The organism is Phormidium sp. FACHB-1136, from assembly GCF_014697375.1.
In the GTDB taxonomy this organism is placed as follows: Bacteria; Cyanobacteriota; Cyanobacteriia; order Phormidesmidales; family Phormidesmidaceae; genus Nodosilinea.
Genome location: NZ_JACJRS010000011.1, coordinates 28,546 through 50,032, shown reverse-complemented (window position 1 = coordinate 50,032; position 21,487 = coordinate 28,546). Strand labels below are relative to the sequence as shown.

Annotated in this window: 24 protein-coding genes and 1 CRISPR repeat array (1 of these 25 cut by a window edge); of the genes, 11 read left to right on the top strand and 13 right to left on the bottom strand. The window is 53.9% G+C overall.

Annotation, left to right across the window (positions count from 1 at the left end; all coding sequences use genetic code 11):
• Positions 1-3,656: a CRISPR direct-repeat array (repeat unit 29 nt; unit sequence GTTGTCCCCACGCTGGTGGGGGTGAACCG) (it extends 541 nt beyond the left edge of the window).
• A gap of 83 nt (positions 3,657-3,739) precedes the next feature.
• A complete protein-coding gene (locus H6G62_RS05485) occupies positions 3,740-4,327 on the top strand; it encodes a hypothetical protein (RefSeq protein ID WP_190493111.1) in 588 nt (195 codons plus the stop codon).
• A 323-nt stretch (positions 4,328-4,650) separates the two neighbouring features.
• Here the strand turns inward: H6G62_RS05485 and H6G62_RS05480 are convergent, their stop codons facing one another.
• On the bottom strand, positions 4,651-4,881 hold the full coding sequence (locus H6G62_RS05480) for a hypothetical protein (protein WP_190493110.1): 231 nt from the start codon (positions 4,879-4,881) through the stop codon (positions 4,651-4,653).
• 152 nt (positions 4,882-5,033) lie between these two features.
• Between H6G62_RS05480 and recA the strand changes: the two genes are divergently transcribed.
• Complete coding sequence (gene recA / locus H6G62_RS05475; protein WP_190493109.1) at positions 5,034-6,149, top strand: recombinase RecA; 1,116 nt, start codon at positions 5,034-5,036, stop codon at positions 6,147-6,149.
• Positions 6,150-6,461: 312 nt separating this feature from the next.
• Here recA and H6G62_RS05470 read toward each other — a convergent pair whose 3' ends face one another.
• From H6G62_RS05470 to H6G62_RS05455, 4 genes are all read right to left on the bottom strand, one after another.
• Positions 6,462-6,992, bottom strand: a complete 531-nt coding sequence (locus H6G62_RS05470; RefSeq protein WP_190493108.1) for a pentapeptide repeat-containing protein — start codon at positions 6,990-6,992, stop codon at positions 6,462-6,464.
• Positions 6,993-7,206: 214 nt separating this feature from the next.
• Positions 7,207-8,022, bottom strand: coding sequence for a thermonuclease family protein (locus tag H6G62_RS05465; protein ID WP_199324760.1), 816 nt, complete (start codon positions 8,020-8,022; stop codon positions 7,207-7,209).
• An 85-nt stretch (positions 8,023-8,107) separates the two neighbouring features.
• Positions 8,108-10,009 (bottom strand): 3'-5' exonuclease, encoded by a 1,902-nt coding sequence (locus H6G62_RS05460; protein WP_190493107.1) that lies wholly within the window; start codon positions 10,007-10,009, stop codon positions 8,108-8,110.
• Positions 10,010-10,101: 92 nt separating this feature from the next.
• Positions 10,102-10,395: a hypothetical protein gene (locus tag H6G62_RS05455; RefSeq protein WP_190493106.1), complete on the bottom strand. Its 294-nt coding sequence runs from the start codon at positions 10,393-10,395 to the stop codon at positions 10,102-10,104.
• Between the two features lie 348 nt (positions 10,396-10,743).
• On the opposite strand from H6G62_RS05455, the gene H6G62_RS05450 reads away from it, so the two are divergent.
• Positions 10,744-11,289, top strand: a complete 546-nt coding sequence (locus H6G62_RS05450; protein ID WP_190493105.1) for a tyrosine-type recombinase/integrase — start codon at positions 10,744-10,746, stop codon at positions 11,287-11,289.
• 105 nt (positions 11,290-11,394) lie between these two features.
• Here H6G62_RS05450 and H6G62_RS05445 read toward each other — a convergent pair whose 3' ends face one another.
• The gene (locus H6G62_RS05445) at positions 11,395-13,080 is read right to left on the bottom strand and encodes a CHAT domain-containing protein (RefSeq protein ID WP_190493104.1); all 1,686 of its coding nucleotides are present in this window, start codon (positions 13,078-13,080) and stop codon (positions 11,395-11,397) included.
• Positions 13,081-13,110: 30 nt separating this feature from the next.
• Positions 13,111-14,055, bottom strand: a complete 945-nt coding sequence (locus H6G62_RS05440; protein WP_190493103.1) for a DUF1822 family protein — start codon at positions 14,053-14,055, stop codon at positions 13,111-13,113.
• Positions 14,056-15,300: 1,245 nt separating this feature from the next.
• On the opposite strand from H6G62_RS05440, the gene H6G62_RS05430 reads away from it, so the two are divergent.
• Together H6G62_RS05430 and H6G62_RS05425 are read left to right on the top strand one after the other, a co-directional pair.
• Positions 15,301-16,149: a DUF559 domain-containing protein gene (locus H6G62_RS05430; protein WP_190493101.1), complete on the top strand. Its 849-nt coding sequence runs from the start codon at positions 15,301-15,303 to the stop codon at positions 16,147-16,149.
• 90 nt (positions 16,150-16,239) lie between these two features.
• Entirely contained in the window at positions 16,240-16,476 is a 237-nt protein-coding gene (locus H6G62_RS05425; RefSeq protein WP_190493100.1) for a hypothetical protein, read from the top strand.
• A 77-nt stretch (positions 16,477-16,553) separates the two neighbouring features.
• Here H6G62_RS05425 and H6G62_RS05420 read toward each other — a convergent pair whose 3' ends face one another.
• Genes H6G62_RS05420 through H6G62_RS05400 form a run of 5 tightly spaced genes read right to left on the bottom strand, consistent with a single transcriptional unit; the run spans position 16,554 to position 18,250 of the window.
• Positions 16,554-16,850 carry a hypothetical protein gene (locus H6G62_RS05420; RefSeq protein WP_190493099.1) on the bottom strand — a complete coding sequence of 99 codons (297 nt, stop codon included), beginning with the start codon at positions 16,848-16,850 and terminating at the stop codon, positions 16,554-16,556.
• 42 nt (positions 16,851-16,892) lie between these two features.
• Entirely contained in the window at positions 16,893-17,213 is a 321-nt protein-coding gene (locus H6G62_RS05415; RefSeq protein WP_190493098.1) for a hypothetical protein, read from the bottom strand.
• Between the two features lie 13 nt (positions 17,214-17,226).
• Complete coding sequence (locus H6G62_RS05410) at positions 17,227-17,433, bottom strand: DUF2283 domain-containing protein (RefSeq protein ID WP_190493097.1); 207 nt, start codon at positions 17,431-17,433, stop codon at positions 17,227-17,229.
• Between the two features lie 2 nt (positions 17,434-17,435).
• The gene (locus tag H6G62_RS05405) at positions 17,436-17,687 is read right to left on the bottom strand and encodes a DUF4258 domain-containing protein (RefSeq protein WP_190493096.1); all 252 of its coding nucleotides are present in this window, start codon (positions 17,685-17,687) and stop codon (positions 17,436-17,438) included.
• Positions 17,688-17,689: 2 nt separating this feature from the next.
• Positions 17,690-18,250, bottom strand: coding sequence for a hypothetical protein (locus tag H6G62_RS05400; RefSeq protein ID WP_190493095.1), 561 nt, complete (start codon positions 18,248-18,250; stop codon positions 17,690-17,692).
• Positions 18,251-18,486: 236 nt separating this feature from the next.
• Here H6G62_RS05400 and H6G62_RS05395 point away from each other — a divergent pair, with 236 nt between their 5' ends.
• The gene (locus tag H6G62_RS05395) at positions 18,487-18,975 is read left to right on the top strand and encodes a RidA family protein (RefSeq protein ID WP_199324759.1); all 489 of its coding nucleotides are present in this window, start codon (positions 18,487-18,489) and stop codon (positions 18,973-18,975) included.
• Between the two features lie 59 nt (positions 18,976-19,034).
• On the opposite strand, the gene H6G62_RS05390 is transcribed toward H6G62_RS05395, so the two are convergent.
• Entirely contained in the window at positions 19,035-19,193 is a 159-nt protein-coding gene (locus H6G62_RS05390) for a ribbon-helix-helix protein, CopG family (protein ID WP_190493094.1), read from the bottom strand.
• 289 nt (positions 19,194-19,482) lie between these two features.
• Between H6G62_RS05390 and H6G62_RS05385 the strand changes: the two genes are divergently transcribed.
• From H6G62_RS05385 to H6G62_RS05365, 5 genes are all read left to right on the top strand, one after another.
• On the top strand, positions 19,483-20,136 hold the full coding sequence (locus H6G62_RS05385; RefSeq protein WP_190493093.1) for a hypothetical protein: 654 nt from the start codon (positions 19,483-19,485) through the stop codon (positions 20,134-20,136).
• Positions 20,137-20,228: 92 nt separating this feature from the next.
• Positions 20,229-20,462 (top strand): hypothetical protein, encoded by a 234-nt coding sequence (locus H6G62_RS05380; RefSeq protein WP_190493092.1) that lies wholly within the window; start codon positions 20,229-20,231, stop codon positions 20,460-20,462.
• A complete protein-coding gene (locus tag H6G62_RS05375; RefSeq protein ID WP_190493091.1) occupies positions 20,455-20,703 on the top strand; it encodes a hypothetical protein in 249 nt (82 codons plus the stop codon). Before H6G62_RS05380 ends, H6G62_RS05375 begins: the two co-directional genes overlap by 8 nt.
• Before the next feature lie 170 nt (positions 20,704-20,873).
• The gene (locus H6G62_RS05370; RefSeq protein ID WP_190493090.1) at positions 20,874-21,089 is read left to right on the top strand and encodes a hypothetical protein; all 216 of its coding nucleotides are present in this window, start codon (positions 20,874-20,876) and stop codon (positions 21,087-21,089) included.
• The gene (locus H6G62_RS05365; protein WP_190493089.1) at positions 21,086-21,454 is read left to right on the top strand and encodes a hypothetical protein; all 369 of its coding nucleotides are present in this window, start codon (positions 21,086-21,088) and stop codon (positions 21,452-21,454) included. The genes H6G62_RS05370 and H6G62_RS05365 overlap by 4 nt, the downstream gene beginning before the upstream one ends.
• Positions 21,455-21,487: the final 33 nt, after the last annotated feature.

Genomic DNA, 21,487 nt, shown 5'->3' with positions numbered 1-21,487 from the left:
CCTGCCCACGGGGCCGTTTGGGCACAGTTGTCCCCACGCTGGTGGGGGTGAACCGGCTAGCATGGGCGTCCATGGCTACCGAATCAACGTTGTCCCCACGCTGGTGGGGGTGAACCGACCAGCCAAGCCCGCCTGCTGCACCGTGCCCTGACGTTGTCCCCACGCTGGTGGGGGTGAACCGCTATGGGGATCGTATACCTAGAACCTGTGCAAGGGTTGTCCCCACGCTGGTGGGGGTGAACCGTATTAACCTGGGCCGCTGCCGTTCAGCAATTCAAGTTGTCCCCACGCTGGTGGGGGTGAACCGACGTGCGCACGATTGAGGGCGCGGGCCTGGTGGGCGTTGTCCCCACGCTGGTGGGGGTGAACCGCGTACGGCAAGACCTGGGAAGGGCAGTTCACCGAGTTGTCCCCACGCTGGTGGGGGTGAACCGGTCAACGTACCCGCCGCAACTTGCACCTCGCCAGGTTGTCCCCACGCTGGTGGGGGTGAACCGCCCTTGCGCTACAATGGTTTCAGCGATTCACCCCGTTGTCCCCACGCTGGTGGGGGTGAACCGAGCACCACCACCCAGAGGACAAATAGATGACTATCGTTGTCCCCACGCTGGTGGGGGTGAACCGGATAGCCTACGCCGCCTGACCAGATGAGGTAGCGTTGTCCCCACGCTGGTGGGGGTGAACCGGCTGCTCCAAAGAGCAAGCCGACAAGGAAGCCGCGTTGTCCCCACGCTGGTGGGGGTGAACCGGGCAGGGGTGTACTACTCTCCAGTTAAGGGTGTACGTTGTCCCCACGCTGGTGGGGGTGAACCGGTCTTGGGTGCGTCGCTCATTAGCCCTTCTGTAGGTTGTCCCCACGCTGGTGGGGGTGAACCGCTGCACCCCGGTGAGGGCAACGGCATAGCGCCGACGTTGTCCCCACGCTGGTGGGGGTGAACCGCCGACCGGGCCGCATTGGCTATACCATTCTGGGAGTTGTCCCCACGCTGGTGGGGGTGAACCGTAGGTTGAAGTATTGGCCATCAGTCACACGCCAAGTTGTCCCCACGCTGGTGGGGGTGAACCGCTCAGGGCGTTTTAGTCGATAAATTAAGAGAGAAGTTGTCCCCACGCTGGTGGGGGTGAACCGTCACTCTTCTCCTACCTTCTCGATACCGTGGAACGTTGTCCCCACGCTGGTGGGGGTGAACCGATCGCCCTGTTGCTGAACAACCTAGCCGAGCCACCGTTGTCCCCACGCTGGTGGGGGTGAACCGTTAAGCGATAGGAGTTAACGGGTTATCAGTCACGGTTGTCCCCACGCTGGTGGGGGTGAACCGCGGCGAAGGATAATCCCAAACAGCAGGAACGCATCGTTGTCCCCACGCTGGTGGGGGTGAACCGGCGACCTAGCCACGGTATCCGGCCCCAAGTTCCACGTTGTCCCCACGCTGGTGGGGGTGAACCGCCGTAGGGCAAAATCTTGAGGGCTTTCCGGGTTCGTTGTCCCCACGCTGGTGGGGGTGAACCGCCCGTCCGGGTGCAGAACACCGGGGGGCTGACTGGTTGTCCCCACGCTGGTGGGGGTGAACCGTTCTTCAACGACGCCACCGACGCCGCACAATGTGGTTGTCCCCACGCTGGTGGGGGTGAACCGTTCACCCGCGTGGACTATCTGCCGGACGGTTCCAGTTGTCCCCACGCTGGTGGGGGTGAACCGCCCGTATCGGTGGACTGGGAGGATCTAACCATCCGTTGTCCCCACGCTGGTGGGGGTGAACCGTTATTGCTCCGGTGTCAGAGGTATGGGGTTGACAGGTTGTCCCCACGCTGGTGGGGGTGAACCGGTTCCAACCCGCTCAGAGAAGGGGGCCGAAAAGGGTTGTCCCCACGCTGGTGGGGGTGAACCGTTTATTGGCAAAATCAAACGCTGTTGCTGTGGAGTTGTCCCCACGCTGGTGGGGGTGAACCGGCACCGACGCGCATGGTGGGTACTGGGTGCCACGTTGTCCCCACGCTGGTGGGGGTGAACCGTTGCCATCGGGAAAAGGTAGAGCGGTGGCATCCCGTTGTCCCCACGCTGGTGGGGGTGAACCGCCCGCCAGACCTACCGCTGGGTTAGCCAAACGACCGTTGTCCCCACGCTGGTGGGGGTGAACCGAAGAAGCCCTAACGCTAGCAGAGATCCGCGCCATGTTGTCCCCACGCTGGTGGGGGTGAACCGGGTTGTCCGGCATTCTGGCTGACCTAAATGCGACGTTGTCCCCACGCTGGTGGGGGTGAACCGGACGCCAAACTTAGGCGGGGTCGTCCCAAGTTCGTTGTCCCCACGCTGGTGGGGGTGAACCGAAATCCCCGCTCAGGTGCTCCACGAGGGGCCATGGTTGTCCCCACGCTGGTGGGGGTGAACCGCCTTGGCAGCAGAATGGGGTCGCAAGTGGAATCAGTTGTCCCCACGCTGGTGGGGGTGAACCGCCGCGCCCTTGCGTTGCCGTGCCTCGGCTTCTAGGTTGTCCCCACGCTGGTGGGGGTGAACCGGGTTTCCTGCTTACGCCTGTGAGTTTAAGGGCTGGTTGTCCCCACGCTGGTGGGGGTGAACCGATTGGCTAGAAGAGGATTGGCACCTAGAAGAGGCGTTGTCCCCACGCTGGTGGGGGTGAACCGTCAGCACAGTAGGAGCGGCCATCACAGCTAGGGCGTTGTCCCCACGCTGGTGGGGGTGAACCGACCTGACTGAGTCGCTTGTGGCGGTGCAGCGGGCCGTTGTCCCCACGCTGGTGGGGGTGAACCGTCCTCAAATCCTGTCGGGTTGTCAAAAACTTCAAGTTGTCCCCACGCTGGTGGGGGTGAACCGTATGGGAGGCATCATGATCGGAATCCTCGCCATAGTTGTCCCCACGCTGGTGGGGGTGAACCAGAGGGTTGGGTAGTTCAGTCAGCACCGTCTGAAGTTGTCCCCACGCTGGTGGGGGTGAACCGGCGACCTGTGCCCCATACGCGACCGCTGTAGAGAGTTGTCCCCACGCTGGTGGGGGTGAACCGAGGCACGGTCGATCAGGATTCCGGTGCAGGCTACGTTGTCCCCACGCTGGTGGGGGTGAACCGGATACATCGGACTGACGCCTCAAACCATTGCCGCGTTGTCCCCACGCTGGTGGGGGTGAACCGGACGACGCAACACCCCCTTTGGGGGAAACCTTCAGTTGTCCCCACGCTGGTGGGGGTGAACCGTCCCGTCATCGTTTACGGCTTTGCTGTTAACAGGGTTGTCCCCACGCTGGTGGGGGTGAACCGTTCCAAAATCAACCCTACTTAGTATCCACTTGGTACGTTGTCCCCACGCTGGTGGGGGTGAACCGGGCGGGCCGTTACACCCTTGGCTGTTTGCCCTGGCGTTGTCCCCACGCTGGTGGGGGTGAACCGTCCTCAAATCCTGTCGGGTTGTCAAAAACTTCAAGTTGTCCCCACGCTGGTGGGGGTGAACCAGACGACGGCAAGGGTGTCCACCCTCACCGAGAGGCCGTTGTCCCCACGCTGGTGGGGGTGAACCGCCGGAATCTTGCTCGATGGGATGGCTGGTTCTACGTTGTCCCCACGCTGGTGGGGATGAACCAGAGAGAACAGACCACCCCATAAAATGCGTATGTCGTTGTCCCCACGCTGGTGGGCCATCACTCCACACCCTACCCGCTGCCCTGGTGGTTTTTTGTGGGTGGCCTCTCTTGGGCTATGCTGCTACTGCCCACACGGAGCCATGGCCATGCCTGACTACCTAAAGCCCATCAGCATTGGAGATCGCATCGACCCACCCCAGGAAGCGGAGGGGGCGCGGTTTACCTGGGTAGAAGACCACTGTGAACTAATGATTAGCCTCAGTGGGCTACGTCCAGCGGAGGTGAAGGGCGTAGAGAAGGGGGTGTTTGAGTTTGGGCTGAATGTGGTGGAGTCCATGCCCTTTGTCTGCTTTCGAGTTTTTGAGGTAGTGGGCGCTAAGGGCTTTGGGCGGCCACAGCGGGGAAAAGTAGTACTGCCCTGGCATGAATGCCCCTTCCACCTGGCCCGATTCCACCCCGATGTTTTACCCCACTTTGACGACTTCAGGACTATCCCAGAGGCCCGCCTAGGCATCATCGTCATTTTGACCGACTGGCCAGGAATGACAGTCAAAGCGCTGCGGTTCTTCACCGTGTCGCCCTTCTTCACCCAGAAGTTAATTGAGGCACTGCTGGCCACTGCCCCGGCCTATACCTTCGAGGGCTATGAGCAGGGGGTACAGCGAGTGTTTCATGCCTACCCGGTGAATGCGATCAGTGATGGTTCACGGGTGCGGTGTAAGTCTGGGGACTGAGGACTGACGATCACTACTGTGCCGGAAAGCTAAACATCTGCACCGCATAGATTTCAGTCCCTAGCGGATTAGCCACAATGCCATAACCAAAGTCTGAAAAACTTATAGAGTAGCCCTGTACACCGGGTCAGATGGAGCCATAGGCTTGCCCACACCTTCAACAAGTGGCTCGGCCCAGGTGTCGTTATACTTCCGATAGGCGACAGTACCGCCAGGGAAGACAAAATATTCTCCTTCTGCTAGCGATCCATAACTAACCGATGTCTTCTCAATGTTCATGAGTTAGCTCCCAACTAGACCAACAAAATTGGACTCTTTAAATTTTAGTCACCAAGACGGCAGCGGCTAAAGTCAATCTGTGGCCCCGTCGAGCAGTACACCAGGCTACAGGCTGCTTCGAGGGCATCCTGGCTGGTGGGGTAGGTTTCGCCATCGGTGAGGGTCGTGAGTTCAGGGGTAATCACCCAGCAGCAAAAGCCCGTGGTGCGGCGATGGGTCACAGCCACAATCCAGTCGGGGAAGGCAATCAATTCGGTCACGGTCTGCTTGGCCATGTCTACCCCCTGACAGTGGGAGGTTCAAGCTCAGTCATCCTCTGTGGTCTGGATAACTACCTATTGCGATTTGGAACAAGTGTACTAAACTGTTTCTCTAAAGGCAACTGTTCTGGGGTTCAGGGGTCTTGTTCTATCGTACTGAGGGAATTATGGCAGGTCGGAAGAGTAGCAAGTCGGCGGATGACACCATTAAGGCAACACCGGAGCAGGTGGAGAAAGCCAAGGCGTTGACGATGGTGCTGAATCAGATTGAGCGCAACTTTGGCAAAGGGGCCATCATGCGCCTCGGCGATGCCGCCCGGATGAAGGTAGAAACCATTCCCACCGGGGCGCTGACCCTTGACCTGGCCCTAGGCGGTGGTCTACCCAAGGGGCGGATTATTGAAATCTATGGCCCTGAGAGTTCGGGGAAGACCACCGTGGCGCTGCATGTTCTCGCTGAGGTGCAGAAGATGGGTGGGGTCGCGGCCTTTGTGGACGCTGAACACGCCCTCGACCCCATCTATGCCGCTGCCCTGGGGGTGAATGTGGATGAATTGCTGGTCTCCCAGCCGGATACCGGAGAGATGGGCCTAGAGGTGGTGGATCAGTTGGTGCGGTCATCGGCCATTGATGTGGTGGTGGTGGACTCCGTGGCGGCCCTCGTGCCCCGTGCGGAGATTGAGGGGGAGATGGGCGATGCCCACGTTGGCCTCCAGGCAAGGCTGATGAGTCAAGCCCTGCGGAAGATTACCGGGAGCATTGGTAAGTCGCAGTGTACGGTCATTTTCCTCAACCAGCTACGCCAAAAGATTGGCATCTCCTACGGCAATCCTGAAGTCACCACCGGGGGGAATGCGCTCAAGTTCTATGCCTCGGTGCGCCTAGACATTCGCCGCATCCAAACCCTGAAGAAGGGCACCGAAGAGTATGGGATTCGGGCCAAGGTGAAGGTGGCCAAGAACAAGGTGGCCCCGCCCTTCCGCATTGGCGAGTTTGACATTCTCTTTGGCCAGGGCATCTCTAGCATGGGCTGTTTGGTTGACCTAGCCGAGCAGCATGGGGTGATCGTCCGTAAGGGAGCCTGGTACAGCTACGAGGGCGATAACGTGGCCCAGGGGCGAGACAACACCGTGCAGCGGCTGCTTGAGGATGCTGAGTTCGCTAAGAAGGTAGAGGCCCAGGTGCGGGAGAAGCTGGAGATCAGCGGCGGGGTGGTGGCCAACGGAGATGTCGAGATTGAAGTGGAGGACGAGGATGAAGCCTATCTGGACGAGGACGAGTAGGGATCTGTCCTAGCGCCTGACCAAACAAAACCCCCACCGTGGCTACTGAGGCTCGGTGGGGGAATATCAGGGTGCATCGTAACTGTGTTTAGCTACTAGGTTTAGCTTTCCCAATGATCAAAACAAACATCCATCGGCTGAGAACAATAGGCCATTTGGAGTAGAAGCCCCTAGCGGCAGGAGTCCCCGGCTACAAAAAACAAGCCCCTTCATTCTCCCCAGAACGGCTCGACTCCAGCTAGGGGGCTACTCCTGTGAGTGGTAGCTGATCGTGAACGGGCTAGGCCGTGGAGGTAATAGTCCCCTCGTGGTTTAGCGGAGAACTCCGTCCAGTTTGGCCTCATCCAGTTTGGCCCCATCCAGTTTGGCCCCGCGCAGGTCAGCCCCGCGCAGGTCAGCCTCATCCAGTGTGGCTCTGCTTAGGGTTGCCATGTACAGGATGGCTCCGTTCAGGGTAGCCCCGTCCAGTCTTGCCTCGCGCAGGTCGGATTTGCCCAGGTCAGCGTTGTTCAGGTCGGCGTAGCACAGGCTGGCTTGGTGCAGGATGACATAGCGCAGGCTGGCCTTGAACAGGCTGGCCCCGTCCAGGTAGGCCCTAAACAGGTTAGCTCCGTCCAGTTTGGCTCCGTTCAGGTTAGCCCTGTTCAGGTTAGCCCCCTTCAGTCTGGCCCCGTTCAGTTTGGCTCCGTTCAGGTCGGCTCCGTTCAGGTCGGCTCCGTTCAGGTCGGCCTCGCGCAGGTCGGCCCCGCTCAGGTCAATCTCAATTTCATCGTTCGACTGTCTCCAATCGTTCCATTCCTCAACACCCTGTTTCAGCAAATTCACTTGTTCTTGGTTAGCCATCTCACGGTCACTCGATAAACACTGCTATAGCCAGTATTTTTCACCGATAGCCAAGGAAAATCCCATTGTTAAGAAAACCGTTACTTTTTCAACTAAATACAAGCAAACTAGGACTATAGCTAGCTCCTAAGAGGATTTACTAAGGAATGCTCCACCTCATCTTTGTGGCAGTGGGAGTCCTCAAGCACTCATCCCCCTAGAGCAGCATCAGCGCCTACAAATAGCAACTACTCCCCTCACTCCCCCCAGAGCGGCTATAGCTCGACCTTGCCCCACAGGAACGGCCCGCTGAATCGGTGTCGTAGGGACATTCGCAGCTACCCTGTACCGGGGCGCGGCTGGGGGTAAGGTCTTTGGCCTCTGGGCTGGTGGTGGTGACCTTGGGTGGCTCTGGGGTGGCCTCTGGTGCGGTGCTAGAACGATTGCTCCGGCGATAATCCCACGGCATCACAGGATTGTCCTGATTCCAAAAGTTGAGGCGCTGCTGTCGGGCCTGTTGTTCGGCGGCTAGCAGGGCATCTCTGGTGTCGGGACAACTACTTAGGAATTGGGTATAGACCACCGCATGACCTTCCTGCACCATCTGGAGGTTGACGAGCTGGCCCCCTGCGTAGACTTCCGCCACCATGCGCCCATAGCGGTCGGTATCGGCCTCTCGGAACTGAATGGTGGAACCCCTAGGGGTAAGCTGTCGTAGGCGTTCTGTGGCGGCTGGCCCCCAGGGCGTTTGTGAGGTCTCCGGGGCATCGATACAGGCAAAGCGGACGGTGACGGTTTGGCCCTGGTAGTCCATCCTCAAAGTGTCGCCGTCGCCCACAGAGACAACGGTGGCCACCGGAAGGTTGAGGCTGGCCAGGGCGGGGGCCGGATCTGTGGTGGTGACTGACGCTGGTGGGGCGGGTTCTGGGGTCGGCTCTGGGTCTTCGGCGACCTGGGGCGGGACGATCACCACCTGGTCTTGGGGAGTTAGGTTCTCTGGCTGAACGGTTGTTGGACTGTTACAGCCTACGATTACTGCTGCGACAATCAATGAGCTTACCAAATACCTGTTTTTCATTGTTCTTGATGTGCCGAGGTTTTACTCTCTACTGATCTTTTCTCGCAATTGCATCGCTCTATACCTTGATAGCGCTACAGATTCGATTGTCAACAACCCCACTTTGTTGAAGCGCGGTCACAACGCCAGCGCGTCCCCCCGCTACTAGAAATAACTCATCCTGTGCCCTGGTCATGGCTACGTAGAGTTGCCGCCTCGCCAGGGCTTGTTTCTCTAGATCATTGGCATTACAGTCCCAGAACTGATCCAACCACAGTAGCACCACTACCTTGAACTCTAGACCTAGGGATGAGAGACAGGTAATCACTCGTATCCCTGGCTGTTTGGCACTGTAGTTAACCTTGGTATTTTGGTTTTGTGTGACCCAGTAGATGGGCAAGCCCAGAGCTTGTAAACCTCTGAGGAGGGTGGTAAAGTCTGCGGCTTCCTTACTTCCCTTGTATTTGTAAAGGATGGCAATATCTGAGGGACTGTAGCCCTGCCTGATTAGATGTTGTATCTGCTCAATAGTCACATCTACAGCGGTGACTCTAGACCCGGCTTGGTAGAGGGTTGGGCGAGGCCCTGACCTGAGGGCAGCGTCAGGGACAATGGTGGGAAAAGTAGCATCATCGGTTAGGTCTTGATCAGTGGTGTGTACCACCGTCCAGGCTGCTTCTAGGATTTCCTTGGTATTGCGATAGTTTTGAGTCAGCTTCATGGATCGCCCTTGGGCCTTGATGCCAACGGACTTCCAGGTGAACTTAGACCGATGGTAAAGACTTTGATTGCCATCAGACACAATTACTAAATCGCCGTTCTCCACGTCTTTGAGGCCAGCTACGCAGCACAGGAACCAATCACGAGTAAAGGTGTGGGCCTCATCAACTAAGATAGAGTCCCAGCGCTGATCTAGGGAAAGAGATTGAAGTTTGGTGAGTACCTGTTGCCCCATGTAGGCGTTGCATTCTTCCTCGGTCTTGAAGCTGTCGTATCGGGGAAGCCACTTAATTAGGCTTTTGGCCCAATCATGGAAATGCATCACCTGAATACAGGTTTGGTAGTGGGGGTTGAGGGTGTCACTATACAACAGTGATCGCAGGTGGGCTGCCAGCGTAATGTTGAAGCACAGGATCAAGATGCGCTGGTCAGGATGGCGGTTGGCCAATACTTTGGCACGGGCCACCAGAATAAGAGTCTTGCCAGAACCTGCTACACCAGAGATCAGGCGGTGGCCATCTTTCATGTTGCGGGCCATGCGTTCTTGATCAAGGTCAAGGGGAACAATTACCGTGCTGTTTTTAGGTATCTCAATCCCCTTCGGAACGCTCTCAGACCCAGCAGGTTTCTCTTTAATGACTGTTTCCGGGTGCAGACAGCCTTTGATAGTGTTCACCTGATCCACAGTCAGGGTAGGAAAACTGAAGTAGACCTTAAACATATCCCGCAACCGTTGAATCAGCATCTCTGGGGTATAGTCTCCCCACGCTAGAAGTTCATCCCGGTAAGCCACTTGGGGCTGATGGAGGAAACTGTAGATGTGTTCCTCATGGGCCTGGGGTTCGGTAATGTTACTCATTACAGCCGCCGTACCCACCGGAAACGATAGTTTGCCCTGGTAGTCACCGCTAGGCTGGCGCAGAATGGGGTAGCCCTTGAAGCGTTCTGCGGCCTCACAGAAGTAGCCATGAGCCTGCCGAAGAGGGGACTGATGGCTCTCAACGATTCCATCTTTACCTTTGACCTTAAAGAAGCGCTCTCCAGCTTCAACGATGCTCCCAGCATACCAACCCTTCACCTCAATGATGAGGAGGCCAAAGGTAGCGCTGAGAATAGTAAAGTCGGGATAGAGATTGCCCTGTAACCTAGGCTCATACCAAACGGTGAAATCCTCTGGCAGCTTGGTTTTAAGGATACTAAAGAGCATCTTTTCGCCCTGGCTGGCCTTGGAAGGGATACTAGCAGGAATGGTAAGTGCCATAGAAGCTTAAGTGATTGGCTAAGCTTAGTTATCCCCAGAACAGCACTAAAGCAACATCTAGGCCAAAAAATATCTAAATTTAGTCATCGGCCCTAGCCATTCAACCGCCACAGCTTACCCATCGCCGTCACTTCAGCGGCCACCATCTTACCCTCCAGCGCCTTGAGGATCGCCCTGGTCGATTCCTGGTGCAGCTCGGCTAGGTTAGCGATCACCCCCACGCTCTGCCCTTCCAACTCACTACAGCAGTTCAGAACCTTCAGGGCCATGCGCTGGGGTTCGTCGAGGTGCGGGGCAATGAGATCCTGCTGGGTTCTGGGTAGTTTGCGGAAGTAGGCCAGGAAGTCTGTGGCGTTCGAGATAGCTGTTAATGTGCCGGAGTACATGGTTAAACCTGATGGGGTTGGAGCTATTGTGCCCAGAATCGGGCGAAAGCTCACACCCCCCTATCCGGGTGAACCCCACCCACCTAATCGGGTGATTCAGCCTGTCTTAGGTGAGACAGCCTAGACCCAACCTAAACGGGTGAAACGGGTAAACCTAAACGGGTGGACTAGGGGAACCACGCTGTCGGGGCACCTGACCCGATTCGGGCCACCCCTGATCCAAAACTCCCCTCGACAAGCTGTAGGAATAATTCTCAATAAGCGATAGTGCGTTTGACCTGTTGGGCTTAAACCAACGTAAAATCAAGAAATATCAGTTCGTAAAATGCCGGATTCGGAACTCGACCCATGCCCAAGGTCAATCGCAATGGTCAGGCCGCCGTTTTGGGGGGTGAACAACTGGAGGAGGTGTTTAAATTCCTGCCACCACCCCATGACGTGATTTTTCAGATCTGCTACTACACCGCTGCTCGCATTGGTGAGGTGGTGCAGCTTCAGGCCGGAGACATCGTAGGCGGCTATGTGGTCTATCGGGCCAGGACGACCAAAACCAAAAAGACCCGCTCGGTGGTCGTTGCCCCACCGCTGGCAAAAATCTTGGCCGATGCGGATCTACCCAAGCAGGGCTATCTATTCCCTGGACGGTTTCAGGGCCACATCACCACCCGCGCCTGTGACAAAGCATTGCGGCAAACGCTCGATTACTTGGGCGTTCGGGGTGTCTCAACCCATAGCTTCCGGCGCTCACTGCTGACGATGATGCACTTTGAGAAGGGCTACTCCCTGCGAACCCTTCAGAAGATCACCCAGCATGAGGACATCGGCAACCTGGCGCGATACCTAGAGATTGGGCAGCAGGAGGCGGATGAGGCGTTGAGGAGTTTGTGGGGGTAGCGATGCAAGAGAGTTTCCCATGGTCAGAACATCTCAAGCTCACTATAAGACTTGCTAACCAAGGGATTAAGCAGTTCTAGTCCAATTTCACGAAAACGAAATGTGCTATACATATCGGTTTTCCAGGGAAATTGGAGAAATTTGAGTAACTTTCTCTTCCCGTGAGGAGTTGTAAAAAATCAAAATAGCAAGAGAAAAACATATGAAAGGGAACATAAGAAAGGGTATAAGAAATTCTCTCTTTCTAGGTCTTGTGTCCTCTTGGAACTTCAATTTTAGTTGCTTAAAAGATTCAGATTCAGCTAAATTTTTGGGCAGGACAAAGTAGATATTACCTTCCCTCGCAACGGCGGAAACCTCGTCGCCAGGGAAAACTAAGGAAATGTTGTTGAATTTCTCGAATCCATATTTCTTAAACTTCTTAAGTGGTAACATTTTGGCTTTCCACAAAACGCCCATGTACTGAATCTTGCCAATTGAGTGCTCTCCAATTGGATCGAGAACTACAACTTTATATATTTCCTTCTCTCTCTTCTCTCCTTTGTCATAAATATGCTCTTCAAATTGAAACTCTGGACTAATTTGACTTGAAGAGATTGATTCTGAATTCTGGTTGTCAAATACTACAGGCCGTGATTTTTCGATAAATCCACGAACTGGTGATACTGTCTTATGGCTTTGAAATACTATTGGTAGCCAGTCGGCACAAACAATACTATCCTTAAGAACCTCTCTAGAACGCCTTGAAGCAAGATACAGAGGTGAGTCACTATTCAGAGATTGAAGAGTTCTAATATAGGCTGTTAGAAAGTCATGCGCTACTTTGTCTGGAATAGGTTCACGCATAACAATAGATTGAGGAAGTTGTAATTTTTGAAGACTCCTTGCAATACCTATACCATCGCAGGAGTTGAAGATAGCTAGTTTTAATCCCATTGATATGGCTTTCTTAAAGCTCAAGCCTAACTCAGATAGACAAACAGCTTCTCCATTTTTCAAATAAATAATCCCTTCACCGTTGATGGTTTCACTATGGCCAGAGAAGAATAATATATCCCAAGCGCCAGATTCTAAGGCTTCAACAAATTCTGATCTGGAAGGCTTCAATATTTTTGAAAAAACATCTGTTTGCTTAAAGATCTGGTTATCTAAGATCCATTCGTCTCTTTCAAGATCAAGGCCCTCATTATCTCCGAGGACAATCAGAAACTTTAACCCTTCAAGACGACTCTTTAATCTCAGATTCTTGGAGTAAGTATCTGAATAGCTTTCATCACCTAAATCAAAACAAATCTCTGCGTTATGAAATCCCTTGAGGACATCCCAGCAAAGCCAGGGTAGATCACAGATGATGCTGTCATTAGGACAAACAATAATTTGGATGTTTTCTTTAAAGTGAAGTTCTTGATTGAGTTTTTGCCTAATCGGTTGAAAACCACTGGAGTTCAGCCACACATTCATCTCAGCACTTAGTTTTCCGGCCAGTTGTCTACAGACTTCATTCCATGAGAGGTTTAACTTATCAATAGATAAAGATGATGAACTACCTGGGCAAGTTTCAATTGACTGATCTATGAGTACTTTCCTTACTTTGAGGCGTCTTGGTGTGTCTAATTTACTAAAAGCTATTTTCCAATCCTTGAGGATTTTCAAAAAGCCGTCTGAGATTTTAGGTAGCCAACCTTGAACTACCATGCTGGAAGCTTGCCCTTCATTCCCTATTTCAGCAGTAACTTGGTATAGACTACTATCCGATAGATAATCTAGCCTTAAAACAACTATTTTATTCATTGTGAACACCTAGTATTGCTGAAAAATCAATCAAATTACAAGGTCTTCTCTATGGATAAAACCTTGATGCTGAATAAGGATACTTACTCTTTCACCTGCTTCTCCTTCTATTTCCATCGAGATTGCTGGTGTGTTGTAGCCAGTTTCCTCTTGAGCAACACATGTATCTGTCACATCCAATATTTGACATAATAAGTTCCTTGGCAACACGGAATTACTTTGGCTGGGCAGGATTTCCATAGTAACGTTAAACTCTCGTTGAGGATTTGCAACTGCAATAACTAAGATCACAGAATTTGCGTTGTTTAGATGTGGTGGCCCCAAATGAATAAGTTTTCCTCGTCTAAATTTTCTACTTCTTGCGGTAGTCTCGACATAGGATTTGACATTGAAGGCTTCAAGAGGATGCCAGTTTCTAGCCGAACGATTTTCTCTAAACCACTGACTTAACGTGGTCTTACTTGAGTAATCTGGTGTTTCTCTTAAATAATTTTCGAGAAACCAAAGACTTGAGAAATTCCCTTTCATTAAAGCAGGGAAGGATTTCAAGGAACTGTTTTCTCCTCGCAGTACAGTGACAATATCACGGTCTAACTGAATCTCTCTCAAACCAAATGAATGAAACGCACAAGGGATATCGGAAAGAATATAGTCTATCTGCATCAATCGAGTACTACAGATTTCTACTAATTCTTCATAGTTGCCACCGATAAAACTCCGTTTCGCCTCTTCTAGCTGTAGTGGACTTGGATTTGGACAAACCTGAAAGACATCCTGAATCCTTCCCATAACGTTGTTCGCAATGGTGCTAGAAAGTTCATTTCTGATAACGTTTAGACCTCGTTGAGAGATATAAACTTGAAGATGGCTAGTTTTTAAGCGATGCCAAAGCCTATCAACATGCTCAAGTGGTGGGTTCGTACCATACTGAAGCAAATTATGGAGGAGGGTTGGATAGTGAACCAGAACTTTCATAAGTACTCCTGGTTGATAGTAGATGCTGATTGTTTATAACACCCTGAGCTAGTTCTTACTATTTTAACTAGCTATCGAGCCGCCCTAAAACAAACGACAATAAAAACTTCAACCAAGAGCAAAGGTACTAGGATTTCGATGGTGTTGATTTCCTAACCTTGATTCTGGCTGAACTTTTCATGGGAGATAGTATGGCCTTCATGGATAGCTGCTTGGCTTGGGCCTGCTGTCCTACCTCAATTAATTTAACTATTTGAGAGAAAGTACCTCCATTCTCCGTAATTTCCTGGATTAGCTGTGAACTAATATTGTCCTCCTCTTCGCTAGAGGCTAGCTGCGAATCCTGATGGGAATCCTCTATAAGACGAACCATGGCACTAAAAGATTCGTCACCTTCTGAGATACGAGGAATATAACTGAGCAGATCTTCAGGCGTACACTCTAATGCCGCGCATAGGCGAATGAGTCGGTCTAACCACTCAACACCACTCCTCCCCTTCTCCCAATTTGCGATAGTGGTCTCTGTCACGCCCACTTGCTGAGCTAGCTCTAGCTGAGTTAGCTGTTTTCCCTCTCGCAGGGATGCAATTCGCGGCCTGTATTCCCAATCCATTGCAAACCTCTATATCTATGGACTCTTGGAAGCCTTAGCGGATCTGGCTTTACCTAAAGTGTCTTGCCGCAAGTATATGGCATAAATAGCCCTGTGTAAAGAATTTAGCGTAAAATAAAAAGCCTAAAGAACTTTAGGTAATGTGTGTTATGGTCGGAGCGTGGTTAAATTTACTCTGCATTTGCTAAGGAGGTGCATGATGATGATTGGCCCTCTTCGCGACAATGAGGGACTTGTTTGCCCTCGATGTGGCAAAAAAACTGTTGTTTTGCACGGCGATAGTACCTATGTCTGCCTCGACCATCAATGTGGTTTTCGCCATGATGTATCGGGTAGCCAGGGTGGCCCTGGGGGGGTTCTTGCAGCATTTCTCGGAACTATTTTTCTCTTTGCGCTGCTTTAGAAGCTGTCTGCCGTTTAAGGTCTAGGGTTTGGGCGAATTTAAGCTCAAACCCTTTTTTCTTCTCCCAAGGGCGGGAAGCCACCATACTGGGACTATCAGCCCTTGGATGGTGCTTAGCCTCACGTTCGATGGGTATTACTTTCGGCGCAATCCCATAGGACAGTCCTACAGGACTGTTTCACTTGATTACCATCCTGGGAATGCTAGGGGAGTAGGTCAGGGTGTAACGATGCCTTCTCCAGCGGATGATCCTCAGTCACTAGACATCAACCTCAATGCCAATGGCCATTCAGGAACCAGTGACACCCTTGTTTCCATTGGTGGCAACCTACCCTATTCCTATCTCGTGCCCACTGGAAAGCTGCTGGACGTGTTCTTGGCCCTGAGTGCATCGGGCCGCAACCTCAAGGGGGCCGCGAGGGCAAAGGCACGGAAAAAGTTTAATGCTTGGCTCTACAACCATACCCGTCCTAGATTCGTCTACCTGGTCAAAGAAGGGGTGTTCCACATTGCCTATGCGGGTCAACCAGGGGGCGCAGGGTCTCAACACCATTGGCACATCTTTTGTAATGAGGCATACAAGGCCCAGGTTGAGTTTATCGTCGGGATAACGTCTACCCCACCTCCCGGCCCTGGCAATGCTCAGGGTGGGCCAGGGGGCAACTATACCCAAGAATGGGGCGGGCTGTACCTTCGTTCTGAAGCTGAGATCCGCATTGCTAAAGCCCTGGAGGAGACAGGACTACTCTACTTTGCCAATGTCCGGGGGCGAGTGGGGCTGAAGGATACCCTCGTGAGCGATAGCCAGCTTACGGGCCGGGTGGAGGTGGACTTCATGGTGTTCTACCAGGGGGTGTGTCTCGTTCTGGAGGTGGATGGACAACACCACAATGAACAGGGTCAGGCGGTGCGCGACTATGCCCGTGACCGAGTGCTGTTGAGGGCGGGACTGCCTACGGTGCGGTTTACGGCTAAGGACTGTCTACAGCAACCTCAGCAGGTGGTGTCCGAGTTTGTGTCCATTCTCAAGGAGCAGCGCCGACCGGAGGCAACAACGCCCTACGCCCAGGTGCTCTAGAGGGCTGTCCTGTAGGACTGTCCACCGTTTAGTATGAATGTCCATATCTAGTGATCCAGAGCCATGCTGTCAAAACTGCAAATCGCTCAGATGTACGAAACTTTCCGACATCTCCTGCGAGACTTAGAACCCTTTGTCAATGTGACCGAGATGCGGTTGGCCTTTGATAAGGAGGGCAATGCCTTCCTAGTTGCCCCAGACTTCTCAGAACCTCTGGATACTAAGAACCAAGGGAATCAAGCTGCAAGGGAAGAGATGCGTCAGGTGATTGCCAAACATCGCTCAATCCACTCAGACCCCTTTGCCATCCCGCAGGACAATCCCTAGGCCAGATACCGATCCACCGACCAATCCGGCGGGTTAGTCATGGTGCAGTAGTGTAGCTGGAGGCTCCTTGAACTCGGCTAAGCCTGTCGCCAAGTGACTGGGTACGGAGTGGAGTAACTGACGATGGCTGCGGCTCGGCTCTGTTCTTCGAGCGAGTCTAGAAATCTATCCTGGGCGGCCTGGACTTCCTGGTAATCGTAGTCATCGGTGGCATAGAGCCAGTATTGGCTTGCTTGAGGAAGCACCCCTTTCCTAACCTTGCCGGGGGCACTGTAGGCCAAGTGACAGTGGGAAGCGTGAATGTAGCGCTTGCACCCATCAACGCCGCTATACGGGCAGTGAACCGCATCACAAATGCTGAAAGACTCCACCATTCTTCACTCCAAAATGTTGTGCTAAGGGTAGTCTAATCTTCCCTAGGCCAGATACCGATCCACCGACCAATCCGGCGGGTTAGGAATCGTATGGTAGCCCTGGTCGCTAGCCCGTCGATACCAGACCAGTTCTGACACATGGAAGTCTACATAGCTGGGCACCAGTAGCCCCTTAGCGATGTAGTCAGGGTGGATGAATAGCTGTCCCTCATCGTCGTAGAGGTGAATGCTGACGTTGCGCGGGTGGCCATGGCGGGTACGGCTGGTAATCTCCACCACCACGCCATAGCCGTAGCGGCCTTGGTAGGGGTCTCGGAGCTTCACCAGGTCGCCCCGGTCGAGGTCTTGGGGTTTAGAAGGCATAGGGCAGTCTCCATTACTGGGGAACCTGAGCGGCCTGAATCGAAAGTTGGGCAATGTCCTCGATGCGTTTAGAGGCATTCAAAATCTCGACCCCAACGATGTTGCCGTCCTTGTCGTAGTCGAGGATCACCCCTGGTTTATCCTCGTCGCTTTCGTCGATAGGAGCCTCTGACCAACGGATTCTCAGAATGTCTACCTCAGAGTCGTATTTGGCTTGCATGGCTATCTCCAGTACTTGTTGAGTTTGCTGGTTTTATAAACGGTAACAACCCTAGCGGGGGCAACCGTGATGTTGACAAAGACCCGCAGGAGATAGGTTTTCCCCTGAGTCCCCGCAAATCTGCTTTGGTAAACCATAAGGTCATCTTCCTCGAACTGCTGTTCTGGATCGGCTAAGACCATTTCCACTAACTGGAGCGGAATGCGGCGTTCGCTCAATTCTTCAATGGCATGGCGGGTCAGCCTATAGTCCATCACTACAGCTTCTCCACTTTCCAAGCGGTTTGTGCCCCATTCTTTCCAGCCCTGGTGAATCGAAAGCCGTAACGCTCGAAGGTGGGGCCAGGGAGAGAGGATAGGCCCAGGATGTCAGCCAGTTCCCTAGTGCTGGGTCGCCAATCGTGATCCGCCATGGCCTGAAGCTGCTCGAATCGGGCCAGGGGGTTGATGGGGGGCGAGGGTGGTTGTTGGGTGAGGGTAGCCACCAGGGCTTGCAGTAGTTCTAGCTGTCCTGTCCCGTAGGACTGTCCTACCATGGCTCCCGCTGCCGGGACGAGGTACTGTCCTGGAGTCTCGCGGGACTGTCTGGTGCTGGGGTTGACGATAGCCGCTGCCTCCTCGATGGTCATATCCTGCTGGATGAGGTCATGGAGGTGATCAAGTTGGGCCAACTGGGCTTGGTTGACGTAGGCTTTCCTGTCCCGCTTAATCGTCTTGATGCCCAGCGCCTTGATGCGGTTGAAGACCTGGGAACGGGCTACCCCATAGCGGTCTGGCAAGCTTTGGAGGGGCAGTTCATCAACGGTAAGGTTTGTCATGGCAGGTCTGTCCAGTGGACTGTCTTGCCACCCTACCCACGATGACCGTTACTGTGAACTCCAGAACGACATGGTAAGCTTGTACCATCACACTTCACCCACGCTAGCCCTAGGACAACTCCCCTAGGGCTTTTTCATGGGCTGTTCTGGGGATAACCGTAGATTTCGTAATGATGGTTACGTTGGGGTGTCTCAGTAGTGCCTATAGTGCTGCCTGGTGTGATGGAGATAACGCGATGAATCGGGCGATTTTGGCACTAGCGTCAACCCTAGGTCTGATGGCGGCGTTCGCGGGTGAGATCAGGGCGGATGACCACGGTATGGTGTCCCCCAACGGCGTCAGAACCCTAGCCCCGGAGGGAGCCATTCAGCCGACGGGCACTTGGAATTTGGGCACCCGTGCGGGGGACTATGTGTTTGTGGCGGGAATGCGCGGCATTGACCCAGCGACGAATACCCTTGTCCCTGATGCTGAAGCCCGTATCCGACAAGCCTTCATGAACATGAAACTGATTGCTGAGTCGGAGGGGGCCAGCCTTCAGGATGCCGTTCGCATCGTGGTCTATGTGACGGATATGTACCGCTATCGGCCCCTGGTTAACAAGGTGCAGGAGGAACTGTGGGGCAGTGGCCCTTACCCACCCCGCACCATCGTCGAGGTGGATCGCCTCAATCAGGATGACATCTTTGAGGTAGAAGGAACCTTCTACGCCCCCATGGAATAACGGCTTTCCTCTAAAACTTCCCTTCCTACACAACACCCCCACTGGCTACCAATGGGGGTTTATTTTGGCTGGCTGGCTTTCCATTCCTGGACGGCCTTCTCAATCGCTTTGGCCGCAATGTAGGCCATTGACCGTTCCTCTGCCTTAGCCATAGCGGCTAGGTCTTCCTTCAGATCCGAGTCGAGGTAAACCGAGAGAACTTCTTTTGTGGTGGCCATGGGAGATGTTCTGGGGATAGCCATAATCCTAAATCCTTGAAAGTACCGTAGGGTAATGTACCTTACCTTAAAGTACTTTACCTTTGAGTACACCCGTGCTATCGAACAGGGGAGTAAGCGCACACCTGATACACCCGTCCGCACAGTTAGCGCACGGTTGGCGCACAAGGACAGCACACCTAACGCACAACCCTAGTACAGCAGCAGTGCAGCGGTGATACAGGCGGCGCACAGGCTCAAAACCCCGATTGACAGGGGGTTTGACGAGTTCTCCTAGAAGGAAGCACCGATGGAAAACGGATCACAGTACGCACCATTGCACGTTGAGACTGTAACCCCCGATGTGCAGCCGCACAGCCCCCCGCACAGTAACCGCACACCAGAACGCACGGGGGCGCACACCTACACCCCCAAGGACATTGCTAGTCGCTATCCCGACATTGGGGTAAAGGAAGTCACCATCAGAACCCGTTGGTTTGAGTGGTTGCGACGGGTGGCCCCAGAGCCATTGCTGAAGAATGACCATCGCTATACCGCCCTAGCCGCCGAGTTGTTTGACGACTTTGCCCAGCGGGTGAAGCGCGAGGACATGGACTCGAAGGCGTGGGTGGAGGATGCCAAACGCCGCTATTCCCATGAATGGAGTTCGGCGGGGGTGATTGATGGCGAGTTGATGCCGGAGGAGGTGAGCAACGCCCTAGCTCTGATCCAGACCCAAGGCAACGCCCTACAGACCACCTACCAGCGGGAGATGGCGGACATCCAAGCCTTTGTGGAGCAGTTGAACGCCGCCGAGGATGACTTCTCTGAGGCGGAGCTTCAGATGTTCAAGACCAAGGGAGCCATGCGAGGAGTGAAGCGCTTCAAGGTGGAAACCCAGGCGGAACTAGGAGCCTACAACGCCCTACGGCATCAGCGGATGCAGGGCACAGGCGAATCGTGACTGGGTGGTGTCCTTGGAGTCGGGGGCCACCTCAACCCTGCTGCTTCAACGAATCCGTAACGAGTTCACGCTGTATTCAGGAGATGTATCCCATGGGTCGAAAGTTTGATGGCAATGACATGGATGCCGATACCCGGCATGAGATGGACTGCAACATGAAGGAGGGCGTTACCCCAGAGGGCACCTTTGAGGACTGGGGAGACTTTGAGAAGGACTACCGTGAGGAAGAACCTCAAACTGACCTCAAGGCATCTACCGCTGACGAGGTTGATGAGTACTGGAGTACGCTAAGATCAGCAGGAGTGGAGATTAGGAACCATGATTAGCATGATTATCGAATTTCTCGACAATGTGGATCGGGCTGTGGCTACCCCACTTCAGCTAGAAACCTATGACTTGCTCAGGGCCAAGATGGCGGAGGGCGGCGATGTACCCTTGGCTGACCTACTGGAGGCTCTAGGGCTAAGGGATCATCGGCCCCTGATTTCCCGTATCAAGCACCTGGCGGAGAAGGGCTTTCTACGGCTACGGCCTGAAACGGATGAGGAACAGGTTGCCGTTGCGTAGCCCTAGGCCGAATGGCGGAGGTATGGGTCTAGGGGCGATTCCCAGGGAATCATAAACTCAACACCTTGCGAGATAACTACCCTTGGCACTGCCGAGGGTTTTTTATTGGCGTGGGGATGATGTTCGATGCTGCCTTTGGGCATTCTAGGCTCAATGAATCTGGGTGCAATATGAAAGACGTTCCAATTACCCTAACGACCATCAGACCCCTGCGAGTGGTGGGAGCGGTCGCGGCTGGCGGGGTGGCCCTGCTGCTGCTGACGACAGCGCTTCATGCGGGTGGACACCATTACCGACTGTGGCGGGCTGGTGGGGTCTGGTGTGCCACGATGGCCCCCGATGGCACGGTTACTGAGTCCTATGGCGTTGAGGCGTGTGGACAATGAAGCTGGATTGCTGTAATCGCTGTAAGTTCTATTCCCGCAGCCCGCACCTGGTCTGTACGCTACATCCTGCCGGGGTAGAGGGGGACATTTGCCCAGACTTTGAGCTTGACCTGACCATTCCCGATGATGAGGCCGTGGCCTGGTATGGGGAACAGTGGCAACCGGAGGGGGCCAGCTACTACGGGGATGACCTGGTGCTGGAGCCAGTGCAGCAGATGACCCTAGAGCAGCGGCTAGACCTGCTGGATAGCCACCCCCTGTTTACGGGACGATGCTCTAATTGTGAGATGCCCTTGCGTCAGACCGAGCCGCCCCGTGTGCATTGGGACTGTGAGTATTGCGGCTGGGTGGATGATTCGGTGTAGGAAAACTAAGAAGTAAATCACCTTGGAATATCA